At 62.5% G+C, this 20,035-nt stretch carries 19 protein-coding genes; 11 read left to right on the top strand and 8 right to left on the bottom strand.

All coding sequences use genetic code 11. The features are described 5' to 3' along the window. Window positions 1–69: 69 nt before the first annotated feature. On the bottom strand, window positions 70–921 hold the full coding sequence (locus ACFRFQ_RS12790; RefSeq protein ID WP_378657738.1) for an ABC transporter substrate-binding protein: 852 nt from the start codon (window positions 919–921) through the stop codon (window positions 70–72). A 226-nt stretch (window positions 922–1,147) separates the two neighbouring features. After that, window positions 1,148–2,170, bottom strand: coding sequence for a LacI family DNA-binding transcriptional regulator (locus tag ACFRFQ_RS12785; RefSeq protein WP_378657735.1), 1,023 nt, complete (start codon window positions 2,168–2,170; stop codon window positions 1,148–1,150). 158 nt (window positions 2,171–2,328) lie between these two features. Between ACFRFQ_RS12785 and ACFRFQ_RS12780 the strand changes: the two genes are divergently transcribed. From ACFRFQ_RS12780 to ACFRFQ_RS12750, 7 genes are all read left to right on the top strand, one after another. After that, window positions 2,329–3,297, top strand: coding sequence for a dihydrodipicolinate synthase family protein (locus tag ACFRFQ_RS12780; protein WP_378657733.1), 969 nt, complete (start codon window positions 2,329–2,331; stop codon window positions 3,295–3,297). Next, complete coding sequence (locus ACFRFQ_RS12775) at window positions 3,287–4,441, top strand: NAD(P)/FAD-dependent oxidoreductase (protein WP_378657730.1); 1,155 nt, start codon at window positions 3,287–3,289, stop codon at window positions 4,439–4,441. The genes ACFRFQ_RS12780 and ACFRFQ_RS12775 overlap by 11 nt, the downstream gene beginning before the upstream one ends. A gap of 32 nt (window positions 4,442–4,473) precedes the next feature. Continuing rightward, complete coding sequence (locus ACFRFQ_RS12770; RefSeq protein ID WP_378657727.1) at window positions 4,474–4,860, top strand: gamma-glutamylcyclotransferase; 387 nt, start codon at window positions 4,474–4,476, stop codon at window positions 4,858–4,860. Next, window positions 4,857–6,275, top strand: coding sequence for a dihydropyrimidinase (gene hydA / locus ACFRFQ_RS12765; RefSeq protein WP_378657724.1), 1,419 nt, complete (start codon window positions 4,857–4,859; stop codon window positions 6,273–6,275). Before ACFRFQ_RS12770 ends, hydA begins: the two co-directional genes overlap by 4 nt. A gap of 141 nt (window positions 6,276–6,416) precedes the next feature. Continuing rightward, complete coding sequence (locus ACFRFQ_RS12760; RefSeq protein WP_378657721.1) at window positions 6,417–6,944, top strand: peptidylprolyl isomerase; 528 nt, start codon at window positions 6,417–6,419, stop codon at window positions 6,942–6,944. A gap of 17 nt (window positions 6,945–6,961) precedes the next feature. After that, window positions 6,962–7,915 (top strand): rhomboid family intramembrane serine protease, encoded by a 954-nt coding sequence (locus tag ACFRFQ_RS12755; RefSeq protein ID WP_378657719.1) that lies wholly within the window; start codon window positions 6,962–6,964, stop codon window positions 7,913–7,915. A gap of 131 nt (window positions 7,916–8,046) precedes the next feature. Then, window positions 8,047–9,390 carry an MFS transporter gene (locus ACFRFQ_RS12750; RefSeq protein ID WP_378657716.1) on the top strand — a complete coding sequence of 448 codons (1,344 nt, stop codon included), beginning with the start codon at window positions 8,047–8,049 and terminating at the stop codon, window positions 9,388–9,390. Here the strand turns inward: ACFRFQ_RS12750 and ACFRFQ_RS12745 are convergent. Beyond that, window positions 9,381–11,246, bottom strand: a complete 1,866-nt coding sequence (locus tag ACFRFQ_RS12745) for a helix-turn-helix domain-containing protein (protein ID WP_378657713.1) — start codon at window positions 11,244–11,246, stop codon at window positions 9,381–9,383. The two genes, ACFRFQ_RS12750 and ACFRFQ_RS12745, sit on opposite strands and share 10 nt — an antisense overlap. Window positions 11,247–11,316: 70 nt before the next feature. Between ACFRFQ_RS12745 and ACFRFQ_RS12740 the strand changes: the two genes are divergently transcribed. Both ACFRFQ_RS12740 and ACFRFQ_RS12735 read left to right on the top strand, forming a co-directional pair. Further along, window positions 11,317–12,753 (top strand): FAD-binding oxidoreductase, encoded by a 1,437-nt coding sequence (locus tag ACFRFQ_RS12740; protein ID WP_378657710.1) that lies wholly within the window; start codon window positions 11,317–11,319, stop codon window positions 12,751–12,753. A 160-nt stretch (window positions 12,754–12,913) separates the two neighbouring features. Beyond that, on the top strand, window positions 12,914–13,717 hold the full coding sequence (locus tag ACFRFQ_RS12735) for a TauD/TfdA family dioxygenase (protein ID WP_378657707.1): 804 nt from the start codon (window positions 12,914–12,916) through the stop codon (window positions 13,715–13,717). Here the strand turns inward: ACFRFQ_RS12735 and ACFRFQ_RS12730 are convergent. The 3 genes from ACFRFQ_RS12730 to crgA form a co-directional block, all read right to left on the bottom strand. After that, window positions 13,710–14,309, bottom strand: a complete 600-nt coding sequence (locus ACFRFQ_RS12730; protein ID WP_378657704.1) for a TetR/AcrR family transcriptional regulator — start codon at window positions 14,307–14,309, stop codon at window positions 13,710–13,712. The genes ACFRFQ_RS12735 and ACFRFQ_RS12730 overlap by 8 nt on opposite strands. 9 nt (window positions 14,310–14,318) lie before the next feature. Next, on the bottom strand, window positions 14,319–14,810 hold the full coding sequence (locus ACFRFQ_RS12725) for a PH domain-containing protein (protein WP_378657701.1): 492 nt from the start codon (window positions 14,808–14,810) through the stop codon (window positions 14,319–14,321). A 107-nt stretch (window positions 14,811–14,917) separates the two neighbouring features. Then, on the bottom strand, window positions 14,918–15,181 hold the full coding sequence (gene crgA / locus ACFRFQ_RS12720; RefSeq protein ID WP_033235329.1) for a cell division protein CrgA: 264 nt from the start codon (window positions 15,179–15,181) through the stop codon (window positions 14,918–14,920). A 225-nt stretch (window positions 15,182–15,406) separates the two neighbouring features. On the opposite strand from crgA, the gene ACFRFQ_RS12715 reads away from it, so the two are divergent. Both ACFRFQ_RS12715 and ACFRFQ_RS12710 read left to right on the top strand, forming a co-directional pair. Then, the gene (locus ACFRFQ_RS12715) at window positions 15,407–16,048 is read left to right on the top strand and encodes a DUF881 domain-containing protein (RefSeq protein WP_378658561.1); all 642 of its coding nucleotides are present in this window, start codon (window positions 15,407–15,409) and stop codon (window positions 16,046–16,048) included. A gap of 22 nt (window positions 16,049–16,070) precedes the next feature. Continuing rightward, window positions 16,071–16,742: an aminodeoxychorismate/anthranilate synthase component II gene (locus tag ACFRFQ_RS12710; protein WP_378657699.1), complete on the top strand. Its 672-nt coding sequence runs from the start codon at window positions 16,071–16,073 to the stop codon at window positions 16,740–16,742. A gap of 16 nt (window positions 16,743–16,758) precedes the next feature. Here the strand turns inward: ACFRFQ_RS12710 and pknB are convergent, their stop codons facing one another. Both pknB and ACFRFQ_RS12700 read right to left on the bottom strand, forming a co-directional pair. Further along, window positions 16,759–18,690, bottom strand: a complete 1,932-nt coding sequence (pknB, locus tag ACFRFQ_RS12705) for a Stk1 family PASTA domain-containing Ser/Thr kinase (protein ID WP_378657696.1) — start codon at window positions 18,688–18,690, stop codon at window positions 16,759–16,761. Continuing rightward, window positions 18,687–20,033 carry a protein kinase gene (locus tag ACFRFQ_RS12700; RefSeq protein WP_378657692.1) on the bottom strand — a complete coding sequence of 449 codons (1,347 nt, stop codon included), beginning with the start codon at window positions 20,031–20,033 and terminating at the stop codon, window positions 18,687–18,689. Before ACFRFQ_RS12700 ends, pknB begins: the two co-directional genes overlap by 4 nt. Window positions 20,034–20,035: the final 2 nt, after the last annotated feature.

Below are 20,035 nucleotides of genomic sequence, written 5' to 3'. Positions count from 1 at the left end.
GGTCACCTTTCGGTTGGAGCGGAGCTCAGAATTGATGTGAGCGAAGCTCTGTCTTGCTGCGAGCGGAGCTCAGGGCTGCAGTGGACCGGTGCTGACGGAGATGTCGCCGTCGTAACCTTCGACGCCGTATTCCTCGAACAGAGCGGGGAGGAAGCCGTCGGCTCGCATGTCGGTGAGGACACGTGCCACCTCGACGGCGGTTCGGCTGCCCTGGGCGAATCCGAGCGCCAAGGGCGAGTTGTTGATGCCGTCGACGCCCGTCTCGAAGCGGCCGTCCTTCTGGTAGAAGGAGGTTACGGAGCTGACGATTGCCGCCCCGTCCGCCTGTCCTGCTGAAAGTGCTTGGTAGGCATCGGCATTCGTCTTGAATGTCTGGACGTTCATGGACGGCTTTCCGGCGGCGGAAAATGTTTCGTTCAACGCGTTGAGGGTGTCGAACTCGTATCCCGGCGCTTCGACGGCGATGGTCCTGCCGGCTAGATCGTCGACGGATGAGATGGACTCGGGATTTCCAGCCGGTACGGAGACGGATACCGCCTGGACCTCGTACGGAACGAGCGAAATGGTCTCGGCGCGAGCCGGTGTGTAGAACATCCCGGTGTCGATCATGTCCCAGCGGCCGCTCTGCACGCCGGGGATCTGGGCGTCGAACTCGATGTTGACGAAGTCGGCGCGAAGACACAGGCGGTTCGCAATCTCTTTGCCCAGGTCAACGCGCATTCCGACGACCTTGCCTGACTCGTCCACGTACTGCATCGGAGGGAGTGTGGCATTGGTGGCGATGGTGAGGGTGCCTTCTTCGGCGAGGTCCGAAGAGCCCAGTGTGGGGGTGCAGTCGGTGGGTGCGGCGGTGTCGTCGCTCCCCGATCCACAGGCTGTGAGGGTGGCTGCCAAAGCGGTGGCGGCTGCGACTGCGAGCATTCTGCGCATTTTCGAGTGGCCTTTCGGGAGTGGCTTCCGCCTACATTTTTTCGGACGGTAGAGCGCTTTTTGAGGGGCTCTGATTGGTCCGAAAACAGATTCATGGGATCGATTGCACTGAGCTTGGCATGCGAGTGATGAAGGGTCAACGCTGTTAACGCGAGAGATACGGACGAAACGAACTGTTAACGAAACTGCGTGTCCTACGCCACCATCGTTACCGTTTTCAGTGACGTCCGTCATGTGGCGTGCACGAATTTCGTTCGATCAGGGTGGAGCCGATCCGGTAGGTGCGTCCTTGGTCTTCCTTTTCGAGCTTTTCCGAATCTATTTGCTGGAAAAGAAGATCCATCGCAACATTGGCCAGTTGAATAGCACCGTTGTCGATTGTGGTGATCGCAGGTTGCCACATCTCGAGCCAAGGCATGTCCTCGTGGCACACCAGGGACAACTCGTTCGGAATGCTTACGCCGCGGCCGACGAGGGTCGGCAGAATGCCGAAAACGGCTTCGTGATTGGCGGCGTACAGCGCAGTCATCTTCGGTGCGTGATCGAGTAGTGAACCGACGGCCTCGGCGCCGAAATATGTTGTGAAAGAACCTTTTCGGACCAAAGACTCATCCACGTCGACGCCGTATTCGGTCAGTGCGCGACGGTATCCTTCGAAGCGTTCTCGGCCGGACGTCGCGTCGTCGGTGCCGCCGATGTAGCCGATATTCCGGTGGCCGAGTCCGAGTAGATGCCGCGTGGCGAACATAGCGCCGTCGATGTCGTCGGCAAGCACGTTGGGGGCTTTGCTGCCCTCCACGGACCTGATGAGGTTGACGACGGCGCTTCCCGCAATCAGTTCGTTGGTGGCGGTGGCATTACGGCCACTGCCGATCACGATCGTCCCGTCCACGCCGTGCTCGGCCAGCATCTCCAGCACATCACGCTCGCGTGAGACATCGGCATCGGTGATGCACAGAATGACCTGAAAACCCTTGTCCGAAGCTCTTTTCTGTACTACTTCCGCAACGGTGTGGAACGACGCGTTGAGCAGGTTGTTCATCACGAGGCCGATGAGGTGCGATCGCCGCGAGCGTAGGGTGCTCGCGGCGCGATTGGGGCGGTATTGCAGCTTGCGCGCCGCTTCCTGCACGGCCGCCCTGGTCTGTGGAGAGATCAACGTCGATCCACTCAATGCGCGTGATGCAGTGCTTCGCGAAACGCCGGCTGCGTTTGCGACATCGATCAGGGTGACTGTCATCGTGTCCTCTTGGCTTCATTGACTGGATGGTTGCTTCATTCGACTATGCCCGTGTTACGAGTCTGTTTCCTGGCTTGACGATTTTAGCGGTTCGGAGCAATGTATGGAATCGATCCCATTCGCACAGTCTGTGCATCTCCATCGAGAGGTCTACTTCTATGAATCGCGACGATGTCGCTTGGTCGGGCTATTGGCCCGCTGCTCCCACCCCGTTCGATGCTGCCGGCGCCGTGGATGTCGATGCATTCGCCGCGCTCATGGAGCTCTACGCGCGAATGGGTGTCGACGGGGTTCTGATCAACGGCAGCACGGGTGAGTGGTTCTCCCAGACCCATGCCGAACGCAAACTTGTCGCCGAGGTGGCGGTGGAGGCCGTGAGCGGCCGATTCCCCGTCCTGATCGGGGTGAGCGCGTACACGGCCGAGGAATCAGGGCGACTCGCAAAGCATGCAGCGAGCGCCGGCGCGAACGGAATTCTTGCGACCCCGCCGCCGTACGTCCACACGTCGGCGGACGAGACGGTTGCTTACTACGAAAAAGTTTCCACTGCAACGGATTTACCGTTCATGGCCTACAACTGGCCGCGCGGTGTGTCACTCGACATCGGAAAAATCCCCGGATTGTTCGGCCGGATCGCGGATCTCGAGAATGTGGTTGCGATCAAGGACAGCACCGGCGATTGGCTGAGCATGCTCGACACCGTCGAGCAGTACTCCTCGCAGGTAAGAGTTTTCGGTAGCTTCCTGCATCGTCGTGGATTGGCTGCGCTCCTGGAGCTCGGTGGTGACGGCAACATCGACGGTGGTGGCGTCGGAGCTCCCTTCGGTGTTCCCTTCTATCGCGCTGTTGTAGCCAAAGATGCCGCAGCAGCACAGGTATGGGCAGACCGATACCGCGCATTGTCGGGTGCGCTGATCAACGGCGACTACAGCGGCATTCACGCGTCTCCGATTCCCCAGCTCAAAGCGGTGATGAACCTGCTGGGACAGCCCGGCGGGCACGTACGGGAGCCGCTGCTGCCGGTCACCGATCCGATCATCATCGAGACGTTGCAGGCGATCATCGATCGATCCGGAATTGCGGAAGCCACGGCACACGCATCGAAGGAGTTCGAACATGTCCAGTGAAGCAGTGGTCACCGACGTCGTCATCATCGGTGCAGGAATTGTGGGGGCTGCAGCCGCATTTCGATTGACCGATGCAGGCTTCCGTGTCGTGGTGCTCGATCGGTCGGTACCCAATTGCGCCGGTTCGGGTACTACGGCGGGAAATCTGCACATTCAGACGATTCACACGCGTCGGCCCGGTCAGGGCGTGGCGCTGGATGTGCGGCGTCTGCTGCCACTGCAGCTCGCCGCGAGCGAGTTGTGGGATCATCTCGAGCACGATGTCCCCGGCGGTGTCGGACTGGTCCGCTGTGGCGGTTACATGGTGGCCGAGACCGCTGAGCAATGTGCTGCTCTGGCGCAGAAGCACGAATGGGAACGGGAAATCGGAATCCCGACGCGTCTACTTACCGGTGACGAAGCACGCCAAGAGCTTCCGTTGCTCGGGCCGACCATTGCCGGTGCAAGCTGGTGCGCCTTGGACGGCTACGCAGAACCCGATATCGCGGGCCCGGCTCTCTTGGCGGCGGCGCTCGCCCGTGGAGCGCAACTGTTCACCGATACCAAGGTCACCGCGATCGAGCGGGTCGGTCAGTCGTGGAACGTCGGTACTGCCGCGGGTACGTGGCAGGCGCCCCACGTTGTCAATGCCGCGGGTCCGTGGATGGCAGAAGTTGCCGCGATGGTGGACGTGCAACTGGACCTGCGTGCACTGTCTCTGCAAATGCACACCCTGGCTTCCCCACCCGAGACCTTGAATGTGTTGGTGCAGCACGTCGGTGAGGGAATTTCGATCAAGCAGGACAAGCGCAATCGCATCGTTCTCGGTGGCGGTTGGCCGGCCGGTCCGTTCCGGCCGGAAGGCGCGGCACCCATCCGTGAGGAGAGTATCGAGGGCAATCTCGCCCAGACTCAGCGGTTGATGCCCGGCCTCGGCGAGATCGAACTGTCCGATGTCTGGACCGGCCCCGTAGTGACCACACCGGACGAATTGCCGATCATCGGTGAACTCGACAGTGCACCAGGCGTTTTTGTGGCCGGTGGAACCTACTCGTTCACCTTTGCGTCGCTGTGGGCAGACGTACTCACCGCTTTTGTCCAGGGCAAGGAACCGGTTGTCGACGTCAGTTCCTTCGGGCCGGGGCGTCTGACCGCGTCGCACTGATACCGCAGTTATTCGAAATAGAGGAGACAACTATGGCAACCGTGACGATGTTCGTGAACGGGCAAGCGCTGTCCGGTGGAACACTGAACGACGCACTCGCCGGCGCCACCTTCCTGGGGGCAGTCGATACCGCGCCGAACTACCAGTTCTTCTCCGTCCGAGACGAATTCCCCGGATTGTATCCAGTGGTCGAAGGTGGATTCACCGTTCCCGGTGAGCTGTACGAGGTCGACTACGATCTCCTTCGACTCGAACTGCTGCCCCGTGAGCCGGAGGAATTGGAACTCGGCGTGATTCTTCTCGCCGACGGACGAGGGTCGTTGTCCATGCGCATGCGCGCCGAGTGGCTGGATCGTCCCGAGGTAGTGGATATCAGCGACCGCGGCGGTTGGCGAGCGTACCTCGCGAGCCAGTCGTGACCACCTCCCCACTGACCGTGGTGCGCGGCGGCACCGTGGTGGAATCGTCGTGGAGTGGACTTGCCGACGTCGTGATGCGGGACGGCAAGATCATCGCGATTGCCGAACCCGGCGGGCCGATTCCGGACGGCGCAGTTGTACTCGACGCGACCGGCAAGTTGGTCATGCCGGGCGGTGTGGATCCGCATTGCCACGTCGGGTTCACGTCGGGTGAATTCACGTCGCTCGATTCTTACGCCGAATGCACTACCGCCGCAGTGTTCGGCGGCACCACCACGATCATCGATTTTGCGATACCTCGGCCGGGTCAGGATCCGCTGGAGGCGGCGGACAAGCTCCGAACCAAAGCCACTGAGGGTCTGTGTGATTCGGCTCTGCACGGATGTGTAGTCGAATGGGACGATACGACGGCCGGCCAACTGGCTACGATGGCTGCCGCCGGAATCCGCACGGTCAAGATGTTCACGACGTACGCCGGTGAATCCATGGCCGACGAGCACACCATTCTGCGCACGATGGCGACCACGCGTGACCTCGGTGGCATGGTGATCATTCACTGCGAATCGGATGCGATAGTCGGTGACGCGCAGGATAACGCCGCCGACTGTGGGCACATCGACGCGGCCGGTATGGCGACAACGCGACCGGAATTGGCGGAAACGGCCTCGGTAGCAGCAATATTGGCTATTGCAGAATCGCAACAGGCGCCCGTGTACTTCGTGCACCAATCGTCAGCAGCGGCTGTCGAGCTGGTTGCCGATGCCCGAAAACGTGGGTTGGTGGCGTTTACCGAAGCCGTGGCACATCATGTGACACTGGATGATTCGGAGTACCTGGGCTCGCAGCCGGAACAATTTGTGTGCTGCCCACCACTTCGGTCGGCGGAGACCGTCGACGGTTTGGGTAAGCACCTCTTCACCGGCCACATCACGACCATCGGTTCGGATCACTGCTGCTACGACACCGCGCAGAAGCGTCAGCACCGCCATGACGTGCGCCATATGCCGAACGGTTTGCCGGGCGTCGAGACTCGCCTACCCGTCGTATTCTCGAAATTTGTTTCGGAAAATGGTTTGTCAGCCAGTCGCTTCGTTCAGTTGACGTCGGCCAATCCCGCTCGTACCAATGGTCTTTATCCGCGTAAGGGTTCGATCATGCCCGGTTCCGACGCCGACGTCGCCATCTGGGACGGAGAGCTGGAATGGACCGTGTCGGATGCCGACCTCCATATGGCAACCGACTACACCCCGTACGAGGGTCGGCGGCTGCGCGGGAAACCGGTGACGGTTCTTGTCGGTGGCCACGTCGTCGTCGACGACGGGATTCTGGTCGACGACACACCACGTGGACGCCATGTGCCGGCGCAGCCGCTGGACTTCGCGTCGATGTCGACGGGGTGCATCCCGGTGGGGTGAGGTGTCAAGAGGAACCGTGTGTTGTCAGCCGAGAGATCCACTGAAGAAATCGAAGGCGCCGGCGATGTCCTGGCAAGGACTGCCGTGGTCGGTTTGGCAGCCTCACATCCATCAAAAGCCAGACAATGGCACGATGGGGTGGTGACTTCAACTCATCAGACCGCAACCGCAACGCTGCACACGAACCGCGGCGACATCAAGATCGCTCTGTTCGGCAACCACGCGCCGAAGACCGTCGAGAACTTCGTCGGCCTGGCCGACGGCTCGAAGGAATACTCCACCGAGAACGCATCCGGCGCCAAGACCGGACCGTTCTACGACGGCGCAGTCTTCCACCGCGTCATCGACGGTTTCATGATCCAGGGTGGCGACCCCACCGGAACCGGCCGTGGCGGCCCGGGCTACCAGTTCGGCGACGAGTTCCACCCGGAACTGCAGTTCGACCGTTCCTACCTGCTCGCCATGGCTAACGCCGGCCCGGGAACCAACGGATCGCAGTTCTTCATCACCACCGGCCCGACGCCGCACCTGAACCGCCGCCACACGATCTTCGGTGAGGTTCTCGACGACGAGTCGCGCAAGGTTGTCGACGCTATCTCCTCCACCCCGGTCGATCGCTCCGATCGCCCGGTCGAGCCCGTCGTCATCAACAGCATCACCATCTCCTGAACAGGTAAACAACGAAGATGACTAACCCCGGTTGGGGCGGCGGTGCGAGTGAGGGCCTCCCGCCCCAGCCGCGGTGCGTCCGCCATCCAGATCGACCCACTGCTCTCTCGTGCAATCGTTGTGGCCGCCCGGCGTGCCCCGATTGCCTCCGTGAGGCTGCGGTGGGCTACCAATGTGTTGACTGTGTAGCTGCCGGTCAACGCGATATTCGCCCGGTGCGTGGCGTCGCAGGCAATACCGTGACGCAGGCGCGGCCGGTTCCGGTCGTCACCTACACGCTCATGGGACTCAACGTCCTGGCGTTCTTGGCGACGCTCGTGCAGTCGCGCAGCATCATGAACAACCAGGTCGGTTCGTCGATCTTTGCGAACTGGGCCCTCAACCCCGCCCTTGTTGCGGGCGGTGAGTGGTTCCGGCTGATCGGATCGGGGTTCTTGCACTTCGGGATCCTGCATCTGGCCGTCAATATGTATGCGCTCTACATCCTGGGCCGTGACACGGAGATCGTGATGGGCCGCTCTCGGTACATCAGCATCTATCTCGTGTCCTTGATCGGCGGCAGCGCGTCGGTGATGGCGTTTCAACCGGTCTTCGCGTCGGTGACGTCTCTGTCGTGGACCGCCGGCGCGTCCGGCGCGATTTTCGGCATCATGGGCGCTCAGGCAGTTCTGCTGCTCCGCCTGCGTCGTAGCCCGGTCCCGATCATCTCGGTGATCGCGATCAACGTGATCATCAGTGTTTCGCTGCCCGGCATCTCGTTCTGGGGACATGCGGGTGGTCTGCTGGCGGGCGCCGCTGCCGCTGCCGCATTCCTGTACGCGCCGCAGTGGTTGGGCGCGGGTCAGGATCGGTTGAAAGCAGTCCGGATCGGCTGGATCGCATTCGGCGCTATCACCGTGGTCACGATCGGAATCATCGTGATGCGCGTCGTGCAATTACGCGAGCAGGGACTGTTCCTCACCAGCAGCTAGAGATAGTGCACATAGCGGGATTTCTTCTGTGGAGACAATCCACATAGTGCGACGAAGCAATGAATTCTACTGTGGCTCGAGTCACTCGAGTAGAAGCAGTGCTTCCGACCATTTTTAGGAGTAACCCCGCGATGACCTCCACCGATCGCGCCACCCCTGACGGCGCAGTCGCGCCGAGCGAGATCGAATCTCGTGTGGTGAAGAAGGTAGCCAGGCGGCTCATTCCGTTCTTGATCCTGCTCTATTTCGTGAACTATCTGGATCGTACGAACATCGCGTTTGCCAAGCTCACCATGAGCGCCGACCTGGGAATGACCGAGACGATGTTCGGACTCGCATCCGGCCTCTTCTTTGTCGGCTATCTCCTGTTCGAAGTGCCGAGCAACTTGGCTCTCCACCGTTTCGGCGCCAGGTTGTGGATTGCGCGCATCATGCTCACGTGGGGCATTCTGGCTGCGGCTCTGGCGTTTGTACCGAATGTGGGAAGCCTCTACTTCCTGCGAATTCTCTTGGGTATCGCCGAGGCCGGCTTCTTTCCCGGCGTGCTGCTCTACCTGACATTCTGGTTCCCCAAGAAGTACCGCGTACGACTGATGGGCCTGTTCCTGCTGACCCTGCCGCTCTCGTCAGCTCTCGGCGCGCCGTTGTCCGCCGCGATCATCCAGTACGGCGACGGCCTGTTCGGTCTGGCCGGGTGGCGCGTGATGTATCTGATCGAGGGCTTGCCCGCGGTGATTCTGGCGTTTGTCGTCTGGTTCTATCTCACCGATCGACCCGCCGAGGCCAAGTGGTTGACCCTCGAGGAGCGCACGTGGCTCATGCGATCGATGGAAGACGAGGAACGAGAACTGGGCGACGCCGGCCACCAGTCGGCCGGAAAGACGCTGCGCGATCCCCGGGTCATCGGATTCGGCCTGGTTTACTTCGGCATCACGTACGGCCTGTACGCCCTGAGTTTCTTCCTGCCCAGCATTGTCGCCGGGTTCAAGGAGACATTCGATACCGACTTCTCACTCGTGGAAACCGGCCTGATCGTGGCAGTTCCCTACGCGATCGGTGCGGTCGCGATGGTGCTGTGGAGCCGTCATTCCGACAAGACCGGTGAGCGGATGTGGCACGTCGCAGCGCCGACGCTCCTCGGTGCCGTCTCCATTCCGATTGCGTTGTACCTGGATTCGCCCTTCACCGTCATGATCGCCGTATCACTGACCGCGGTGGGTGTCCTGTGCGCGCTGCCTGTCTTCTGGTACCTGCCCACCACATTCCTCACGGGAGCGAGTGCGGCCGCCGGTATCGCGATGATCAACTCGATCGGCAACGCCTCGGGCTTCGGTGCTCCGTACATCACGGGATGGCTTACCGATCTGACCGGAAACGCCAAGGCGGGCCTGTGGGTGGTGGGTGCGGTGATGCTCTGCGCTGCAACCCTTGTGGTGGTATTGGCAAAGCGATCTGACAAGCCCGCTCAGATCTGACCGAGCTTCCCCGCACTGGCACGCAGCCGGATCAGGAGCGCAAGATCGAGCGCTTGGTCCGGCTGACGCCATTCGGTGCCGATCAAACGGTCGATGGATTCGAGTCGTTGATACAGGGTGTTCGCGTGGATTGCGAGGGCAGTTGCCGTCGCGGAGTGCCGGCAATTGTGAGCCAGGTACGACGCAAGAGTGTCCAGCAGCGGCACACCACGCCTGGCTTCCTCCTCGAGGAGTGGGCCGAGAGACCGCTGGGTCAGCATCTCCAGTTCGTCTCGACCGGTGTGGCTGAGCAGGATTCGGTAGATGCCGAGCGAACTGGCCGCTTCGACGTGTGACGCCCGGCCCAGAGTTTCGAGAACGTCGACGGTGCGCTGAGCCTCCACGTATGCCCGCGCCAGACCCTCTCCGCCGACGGCAGGATCGGCGATACCGACGGTGGGATTCTCGGCCGGTTGTACCCAGGCAGCAGCCACCTCGGTGGGTGTCATTCCCGGAATCATGGCAATGACGCGGGAACCATGCTCGGCAACAACGGTTCCCGGAGGAAAGGCGATCTCCTCGATACTTCGACGTGCCCGATCGACCGCGTCGGCAGGACGGGCCACGACGACGGTGTACGAGCGGTCCGGGTTGAGGCCGGCCAGGCGGAACTGACCCGTCACCTCGGCCGGCGTCGGGGCGGGCCGAGTGATGAGATCGACCAGGAACGCGTCGCGGGCGCGGCGGGTGGCTTCCCGGGCCGCACGTTCGCCGACCAGTGCCAGTGCCACCGCCGGCGCCGAGCGTTCGAGAACCAATCGCATTGCGGCAGTGGGTTCTTGACGCGAAGTCAGGAAAAGTACGCCCAGGCGATCACCGGCGCTGCGGACTTCGACGGCAAACAGGAACTGCTCACCGTCGATCAGGGTCAGTGCTTGTTCACGCCGATCGGCGGCCAGTATGTCGAAGGCCCGCACCACACTGCTTCGCAGGTGCTGCAGTCCTGGCGGGATTTCGCCTCGGCCGGTTACGAAGAACACCGGGCATCGCGTCGACGCCGACGCTTCCTGCACGAGCTCGCGAACTCCGCCGCCGCGCAACACAACGTGGGTCAGTGAGCGGTCCCACGTCAGCGTCTGTTCGAGAAGTGCTGTGCGCTTGGCGAGTTCGGTATTGGCGGCGTTGATCTCCGCGACCGTCGCGCGGTACTGCTCGAGGAGGCGAGCATTCTCGATAGCCACCGACGCATGGGCGGCCAGTGCGGACAGTAGCGCAACTTCTTCGTTGCCGAAGCGTCGTTCCTGGCGCTTGCACGCGCACAGTGCGCCCAGGATCTTTCCGTCCACCTGCAGTGGAACGGCCAGTAGACCGCGCATGTTCTCGGCGCGAGCGGCGTCGTCGGCTGGTCCGATGTGGGCAAACGACGGATCGTTGCGGTAGTCCGGTGTCCAGGCGGGAGAGGAGTTTTCGACAACCCGGCCGATGAGGCCCTCGCGGAAGGGGACGGTGAGTCCGAGTAGTTGCGCGGTATACGCGCCGCTGGTCACTTCGATGATCAGGATGTCGTCGTGAATGAGCGCAAGATACGAGAGATCTACTCCGAGCAGCCGTTTTGCCTGGTCCACGATTTCCTGCAGGAGCGCGTGATGATCGTGCATCGTGGTCAGCAGTGTTGCGATGTCGTTGAGCGCGGATAATTCGGTGGCACGCTGGCGGCGCTGGGCGAGGAGGCTGCGCAGCTGCAAGGCGGATCGTGCTGCCCGCTCGATATCGTGAACCTCGCCGGGCGGTGCGGCTTCGGCGAGTCGATCACGATGAGCGATCAATTCATCCGTTGAAGCCTCGTTGAGGAGCATCTGTAGCCATTGTTCGTGCATCGTCACTCCCAGCAGTATCGCGCATGGAGAAAAGGCACATACATCAGCCGATTCCCTGGAGTAAATCTACATGGGCTGGCGTTTTGGCTGTCACTATCGTGGAGTTATGACTTCGCTTGATCAGGCCGCCGTCGACTCCGTCGCGCTCCTCGAGGCGATCGGCTCGCAGATCGACGTAGATCGCCTCATCGTGGATCCGGACATCATGGCGAGCTACGCCCACGACGACGCCGAATGGGCTCCGTACGCCATGCCGGTCGCCGTCGTGCGTCCCCGCACTGCCGAGCAGGTCCAGGCCGTTGTCCGCGCCTGCATCGCGCACGGTGCCCCGGTGGTGACGCGTGGCGCCGGAACAGGTCTGTCCGGTGGTGCCAACGCCGTTTCCGGTGGTGTGGTGATTGCCTTCGACGCGATGAACGCCATCAAGGAGATCAACACCCTCGAGCGGTTGGCTGTCGTGGAGCCAGGCGTGGTCAACGATCACCTGCGTGAGGCGTGCGCCGAGCAGGGCCTCTGGTACCCGCCGGACCCGGCCAGTGCTCCGTGGTCGACCATCGGCGGCAACGTCGCGACCAACGCCGGCGGTCTGTGCTGCGTCAAATACGGAGTCACGAAGGACTACGTGTTGGGTATGCAGGTCGTCACCGGTACCGGCGAACTCGTGCGCCTGGGGCGTCGTACAGCCAAAGGTGTCGCGGGATTCGATCTTTCGGCACTGATGGTGGGTTCGGAGGGAACACTCGGAGTAATTACCGAAGTGACCGTGAAACTGCGTCCTCAGCGCGATCCTGAACGCACGATCGTCGGTTACTTCGATTCCATCGTCGCCGCCGGAAAGGCTGTCGAAGCAGTTGCCGCAGAAGGTCTCACGCCCTCAGCCCTCGAACTGATCGATCGGCAGTGCCTGCTGGCCGTCGACGCGTGGAAGAACATGGGACTTTCCGCCGACGCGGAGGTAGTGCTTCTCGGACGGATCGACACTCCCGGCGAGATCGGCGACGCCGAAGCCGAGCGAATGTTGGCGTGTTTCAACCGCTCCGGTGCCACGTGGAGTGCCCGTTCCACCGACCAGGAAGAAGCCGACGCACTGTTCTCGGCTCGCCGTCTCGCGTATCCGGCCCTCGAGCGACTGGGGCCGGTCCTGACCGAGGACATCTGCGTTCCGAAGGCCGCAGTTCCGGAAATGTTGGCTCGCATCGAACAGATCTCGGCTCGGCACGACACCCACATCGCAAATATCGCTCACGCCGGTGACGGCAACCTGCACCCCCTGCTGATCACTCCCCATGACGACGAGGCGGCGCGCGCCCGCGCTCAGGCCGCTTTTGCCGAGATCATCGACAACGCCCTCGAGTTGGGTGGAACAGTCACGGGTGAGCACGGCGTCGGCCTGCTCAAGATGGGCGGTCTGGCCCAGGAACTCTCGCCGGCCGTGGTCGCGATGCATCACGCGATCAAAGGCGCACTGGATCCATACGGAATCATGAACCCCGGCAAGGTGATCTGACGAGCAGGTCCGTAACCGAATCGGTTTCCGGAGTTACATCATTGAAATCGCGGCTACCTACGCTGACTTGAACCACTTGGTTCAACTCGGTTCACATCGACGTAGGGAGTCACGAATGTTCTCGTCTCAACTAACGCAGGCCAGTGTGGTTCCCCGGCGCGTGAACACTGTCGCGGCCGTCCGGGCAGCCATCGCGCTCGACGGCGCCGCAGTGTTCGGTGGGCTGCACACCGAGGCCGACGCGATTGCCTTTGCGTCGAAGCTCCTCGGTGACAAGTACATTCGCGTCGGACGCCAGTTCGAGGCAACAGCCCGAAGTCAGAACGCGGAAGCGGCAGTCGTCGACGAGCAACCGGTGGACAAGCGTGGCCGCAAACGGTATTTCGACATGTCGTCGGATCGGATGACGGCACACAACGACGGCTTTGCGTTCGGTGACTACGCGCCCGACTACCTGTTTCTGTGGTGCAAGCAGCCGGCACTTCCCAGCGGGGGAGATTCGTTTCTGATCGATGCCGTCAAGCTCACCCGGCTGCTGGCACTGGATCTGTCGACGGCTGAGCTGGCAGAGTTCTGTTGGAGCGTGGACATCGATCATTCCGAACCGAATTTCCAGCAGTCCACCTTCTCTCCCATCGCCAGGACGGTTGGCAGTGGCCGTGATCAGGCGCGATACCACCCCTTCCTCGCGCCGATCGAGGGTGAATCCGAAGATGCGCAGTGGCCGATGGTCAAGCGGTGGAGCGAGGCCGTGATTCAGGTGCGAGACAGCGGACCGATGTTCCGCGCCGAGGCCGGCGAGATGATCTGCATCGACAATTACCGCGTGCTGCACGGCCGTGACGGATACACCGATCCGAACCGTGAGTTGTACTCGATCTGGGGATGGTCGACCGACGCCGTCGCAGTTCCGCAGCAGGCCCTCGACATCGTGCAACCGGACCTTGCGGCGCTCGCTATGTAATCGGCTGCGCAGCAGAGTAAATGGTGGCGACGATCGACTCTGTCAGATGCCGGGCGGCACGATCGACCATTGCGCTGTCCCCGGCTCCGATCAGCGTCATCTGAAACCCGCGCCACGCGGCCACGATTTCGTGTCCCAGAGTTTCGGCAAGTTCGGCGTCGACGCCGGTTTCGGCTATGGCGCGGGCAGTTTCGTCTGCCCACTCGTTGGCGACGCCCTCGAGGAGCGGACGGTACTGCTCCGAATCGAACGCGGCCACCCCGAAGAGTTCGAAGAAGAGTCGATGGTACGCAACAAGTTCGGGGTCGGCGAGGATGTCCCACGCGCCGTGAAGACGCTCCGCGATGGGGATCTCGGAATCGCGGATCAGATCGAGGAGGTGAGCTATCCCGGGAAAGCGGAGCCCGGCGCGGCGTAGTGCCTCGAGGAGCAAGCCGGCCTTGCTCCCGAAGTAGTAGAGGAGCATGCGATTGTTGGAGCCGAGGGCGCGGCTCAACCCCCGGAGTGTTGCAGAGGAGACGCCGAACTCGAGCACGTAATCGGCCGCGAGATCGAGAAGGCGGTCGCGCTCCGCGCTCTCTGGACTGCTCACCGCTCGACTCTACTTCTCGGGCGGTACCAAGCCGTGGACCGTGAGCACCTCGAGGACGTCCTCGGGGTTGGTGCCCAGATCCCAGCGGCCGAAGATCAACAGCTTCTCGGTGTCGGTCGATCGGTCGACTATGTCGATCTCGAGCATGGGGACGCGTCGGCCCAGACGTGGGTAGCGCACCAAGCGCACCCGGTCGATCAGCGGCCGGGGAAACACGTGGCGCGCGAGTAAACGCTGCACGGCGATAGCTGGGGTGCCGTTGTCGTCGATCACGGCGAGTCGCGGACGCTGCTTCAGGGCAAGTCCGGCCATGACGAACAATCCGATCACGGCGAGGGCGAGAAGGAACCGTCCGGCGGTCTCCGTCGGCACCACGATCGCGGCGATCGCGAGCGCGATTCCGCCGGCGAACATCGCGTAGACGGCACCCATCGGAGTGGCCCACGAGACCATGTCCGAGCCGTTGTCACGAGGCTGTGGATGAAATTCATCCTCGAGCATGTGGATAACTTCCTAGGTTGTCCACAGGAGTTATCCACACTGGGGATGAATGACACCCATGTAATTGAAAGCCGGTCACGATCAAAGTCGAATCGGGAACGTGCAGGTCAACGCCATTTCATGGTCATGATGAGTCCCACCACCATGAAACCGAAGCCGATCAGGAAGTTGTACGCTCCCAAGTCGTTCATCCATGTGATCGAATCTGCGGCCAAGTAATACACAATCAACCATGCCAATCCGACAAGCATGAAACCGAGCATCACCGAGACGTACAACGTGCTCGACGGACCCATCTTCACCTTGACCGGAGTGCGGTTCGCCGGGTTGATCGTGTAGTCGTTCTTCTTGCGTACCTTCGACTTGGGCATAACGTCCTCGCTCTTACGGTGTGACCTGCATATGTGTACCTACACGCTAACGTAGCTGGGTCCGGCCGGTCACGGGCCGACTGGGCATGACAGAGCGAGAATCAGTGTCAGTGGAAAGTGACAGCGGAAGAAGCGGAGAGTGGCGTGGGACAAACCGTCGGGTCCACCGGGTCGCGTAACTTCTGGCGCGTGGGTGTCCTTGTTGTCTGCCTCGTGGCGGGACTGATGGTCGCTACCGCGTCGCGCTCCGCCGAAGAGAATCAGCTTCAGGTCACCGACAGCACCCGGCTCTCCGATCTCGTGCGCAGCGCGCAGGCAAACGCCGACGGTATTTCCGCGACCCGCGACGAACTCTCGGCGCAACTGAATGCACTCCAAGTGGAAGCCGCACGATCCGACGACGGCGTTGCCGAGGCGCTTGCCGAACTCGACGCGATGTCCGTCGACGCGGGTCTGACGGAGATGACCGGCCCCGGTGTGGTGGTCACCATGACCGACGCTCCCCGCAATGCCGATGGCAAGTATCCCGTCGACGCCACCCCCGACGACCTCGTGGTGCATCAGCAGGATGTCCAGAGTGTCCTGAACGCCCTGTGGGCGGGCGGAGCCGAAGCAGTGGGGATGCAGGACCAGCGAATCGTGAACACGTCGGCGCCGCGGTGCATCGGCAACACCCTGCTCTTGCATGGTCGGACATACAGCCCGCCGTACGTCATGCGGGCGATCGGCAACACCGAACGACTCGAGGCGGCGTTGGCCGGCGAACCGGGAATTCGGGTGTTCAAGCAGTACGCCACCAGGTTCGGTCTCGGCTACACCCAGGCGAGTTCCGGCGAGATCACAGTGCCCGCGTACACCGGCGGTTAGCGCGGGCGTTTACCCTGCTCTTATGAGGATTCTCGTCGTCGACAACTACGACAGCTTTGTGTTCAACCTGGTTCAGTACCTGGGTCAGCTCGGAACCGAAGCCGTGGTGTGGCGTAACGACGATCCGCGACTGACCGCTCCTGGCGGCCTCCACGCTGCTGCCGAGCAGTTCGACGGCATTCTCCTGAGCCCCGGCCCCGGCACTCCGCAGCGCGCGGGAGTGACCATGGACCTGGTGAAGGTGTGCGCCGAAACCAAGACGCCGGTACTCGGTGTCTGCCTCGGCCACCAGGCGATCGGTGCCGCTTTCGGAGCCACCGTGGATCGCGCACCGGAACTGCTGCACGGAAAAACGAGCAAGGTTCACCACACGAACGTCGGAGTTCTTGCGGGTCTACCCAATCCGTTCACCGCGACGCGCTACCACTCGCTGACAGTTCTCGAGGACACGATTCCGGGCGAACTGGAAATCACCGCGCACACCGAGAGTGGCGTCGTGATGGCCATGCGTCACCGCGAGCTTCCCATTCACTGCGTGCAGTTCCACCCCGAATCCGTCCTCACTCAGGGCGGGCATCGGATGCTGGCCAACTGGTTGACCGTATGCGGCGAGGCCCCACCGGAAGCGCTTGTCGCGGCCCTCGAAGCTGAGGTCGCGTCGGCGCTCGGTGGAGCCCTGCCGGCAATACTCTGATCTAGCGACTCCCGGCTCAGCGGTTGGGAATTCCCAACGCGCCAACACTGACCGTGACAACCGCGTCCTTGGAGATTTCGGACCCGGCCGGCTGAGTCTGCGAGAGAACCTTGCCGACCATTTCCGGTACCAGTGTGGTGGTCTGCGTCTGCACCAACTGGCCGGCTGTTCCGGCCCAGCCGGCTGCCCGCAGCGTGGTCAACGCCTCGGAGACGGTCTTGTTGGTGAGATCGGGCATCGCGATCTTGTTGCCGTTGGACACTCGAAGCGTCACCGTCGAACCCTTGGTTGCCGACGTTCCACCGACAGGATCAGTGGAGACGACCTGGCCGGCCGGCAACCCCGAGTCGATCTCGGTGATCGACACGACAAATCCGGCGCCTTCGATGTTGGGGCGCGCCACCTCTTCACGCTGTCCCGTGACATCGGGAACACGGACCTGTTCGGGACCGGAACCGACGGTGATCGAGACTGCCGAATCGAGCACTACCGAAACCCCGCTCGCCGGATCCTGCCCGACAACCTTGTCGACCTCGGCGATCGTCGACGCGGCCTGACCGATCGTGGGATCGAGGCGCAAGCCGATGGCGTTGAGTTTGCGTTCGGCGTCGTCCTGGCTCAATCCGGTCAAGCGCGGGATGGCGACCTGCTCCGGTCCGGTGGAGACGTCGAGCGTGACGGTACTGCCCTTCTCGAGGTTGACTCCGCCGACCGGGCGCGTGGTGATCACGTTGCCCGGCGCAACAACCTTGTCGTTCTTGTTCTGCCGTTCGACGTTGAAGCCGGCGTTGCGAAGCGTCGCCTCCGCGGAATCGGCGGGCTGATTGGTCAGTCCCGTCGGAACCGCGACGTTTTCCGTCTTCGGCGAGTTCACCTGCCACAGGAAGGCACCGATCAACGCGATGACGATGACGGCCGCGAAGCCCATCAACGCGTAGCGCAGACCCTTCTTCTTGGCCGGTGGCTCCGGTGCCCGCCTACTCGCAGCAGCGGCGGTGACGGGTGCTACGGGATCGGCAGCAGTGCGGAGATTTCCGGTCTCGCTGCCGACGGCCCCGAGAATCGTGGTGCGATCCTCGTCGTTCATCACCATCGGTGCGCTCGGACGCTGACCGCCGAGCACCCGAACCAGATCGCTGCGCATGTCTCCCGCGCTCTGGTAGCGGTTGGCGGGGTTCTTGCTCATCGCCTTGAGGATGATCGAATCCAGCTCGCGCGGAATGTCGGGGTTGATCTCCGACGGCGTCGGCGGATCCTCGCGGACATGCTGGTACGCCACCGCAACCGGAGAGTCGCCGGAGAACGGCGGCTGGCCGGTGAGGACCTCGTACAGCACACAGCCGAGTGAGTAGACGTCCGAACGGGCGTCGACCTGCTCGCCGCGCGCCTGCTCGGGTGAGAGGTACTGGGCGGTGCCGATCACGGCAGCCGTCTGCGTCATCGGGCTGGACGCGTCGGAGATCGCTCGCGCGATACCGAAGTCCATCACCTTCACTGCGCCGGCGCGGTTGATCATGATGTTGGCCGGCTTGACGTCGCGGTGCACGATGCCGTTGCGGTGACTGAAGTCGAGCGCGGCGCAGACGTCCGCGATCACTTCCATCGCATGACGCGGCGCCATCGGGCCGTTGCTGCGCACGATGTCCCGCAGAGTGTCACCGTCGACGTACTCCATCACGATGTACGGCAACGGTCCCGCGTCGGTCTCGGCTTCACCGGTGTCGTAGACAGCAACGATCGCCGGGTGATTCAGCGCGGCAGCATTGTGCGCCTCACGACGGAACCGCAAGTAGAACGTAGGGTCGCGCGCGAGGTCGGCCCGCAGGACCTTGATGGCTACATCTCGGCTGAGGCGGAGGTCGCGTGCCAGATGAACCTCGGACATTCCACCGAAGCCGAGAATCTCACCCAGCTCGTATCGGGAGGAGAGATTACGAGGTGTCGTCATTCGTCTTGTCCTAGCGGTTCTTCTGCAGCGTTTGTCGTGGTGGTTGTAGTTGTCGTGGTCGTTGTTGTCGTCGTGGTGGTCGGCTCGGTGGTTGTCGTCGTAGTCGGCACCGTTGTTGTGGTGGTGGTCGGCTCGGTCGTTGTCGTCGTGGGCCGCGTTGTGGTGGTGGTCGGCTCGGTCGTTGTCGTGGTCGGCCGAGTTGTCGTGGTGGTCGGCCGCGTTGTCGTTGTCGTCGGACGGGTTGTCGTCGACGACGTCACGACAGCCGGTGACGAATTGTCAGGGCCGTCCGTCGCAATCCACACGCCGCCGATGATCAACGCCAGAGCGATCAATCCACCGCCGGCCCATGCCATCGCCTTCTGGCCACTTGTCAGTCCACCGGCGTCGGCAGCATCGTCCGCGGCAATCGCGGCCGGACCCGCGTATCCAGCGGTCGGGGGCATTATCTGGGTGGCACCAGTCGGCGTCAGCGTCCCGCCCTGGCCCAACCCCGGTGGCGGCGGACGCCTTCCAGCTCGGACGGCTGCGACAGCGTCGGCGAACTCGCCGCCGTTGGCGTAACGACCGGCCGGGTCCTTGGTCAACGTGATGTCGATGAGTTCGCGGATGTTGGGTGCCAGGTCGGCCGGCATGGGGGCCGGAATCTCCTGGACATGCTTCATCGCGACGGTCAAGGCGCCGTCGCCGGTGAACGGTCGCCGGCCCGACAGCGCTTCGTAACCAACGATTCCCAGCGAATACACGTCACTGGCCGCCGTGGCGTCCTGACCGAGAGCCTGCTCGGGAGCAATGTACTGGGCAGTGCCCATCACCATTCCGGTGCGCGTGACAGGGGCGCTCTCGACGGCCTTCGCGATACCGAAATCGGTGATCTTGACCTGGCCTGCGGGCGTGATGAGGATGTTGCCCGGCTTGACGTCCCGGTGAACCACGCCTGCATCGTGCGCAACCTGCAGGGCTCGGCCGGTCTGCTCGAGCATGTCGAGCGCATGCGGAACCGCAAGACGGCCGACGCGCGCCAACACGGCATTGAGCGGTTCGCCGTTGACCAGTTCCATCACCAGGTAGGCAGTGGAATCGCCTGAGCTGTCCCGAGTCTCGCCGTAATCGTAAATACCGGCAATGCCCGGGTGATTCAGTTGCGCTGTAGTGCGCGCCTCGAAGCGGAAACGCTCCAGGAACTCCGGATCGGACGAGAACTCTGACTTGAGTACCTTGACGGCAACGCGTCGATTGAGGCGGGAGTCCGTGGCTTCCCAGACCTGGCCCATACCGCCGGTAGCGATGAGACGGTTCAGTCGGTAACGATCGGCGATCAAAGCGCCATTGTTCAACGCCATGG

It is taken from the genome of Rhodococcus sp. NPDC056743, from assembly GCF_042790355.1.
Lineage (GTDB): Bacteria > Actinomycetota > Actinomycetes > Mycobacteriales > Mycobacteriaceae > Rhodococcus_F.
Note: the sequence above shows the minus strand (reverse complement) of the source record. Positions and strands in the feature narration are given on the sequence as shown.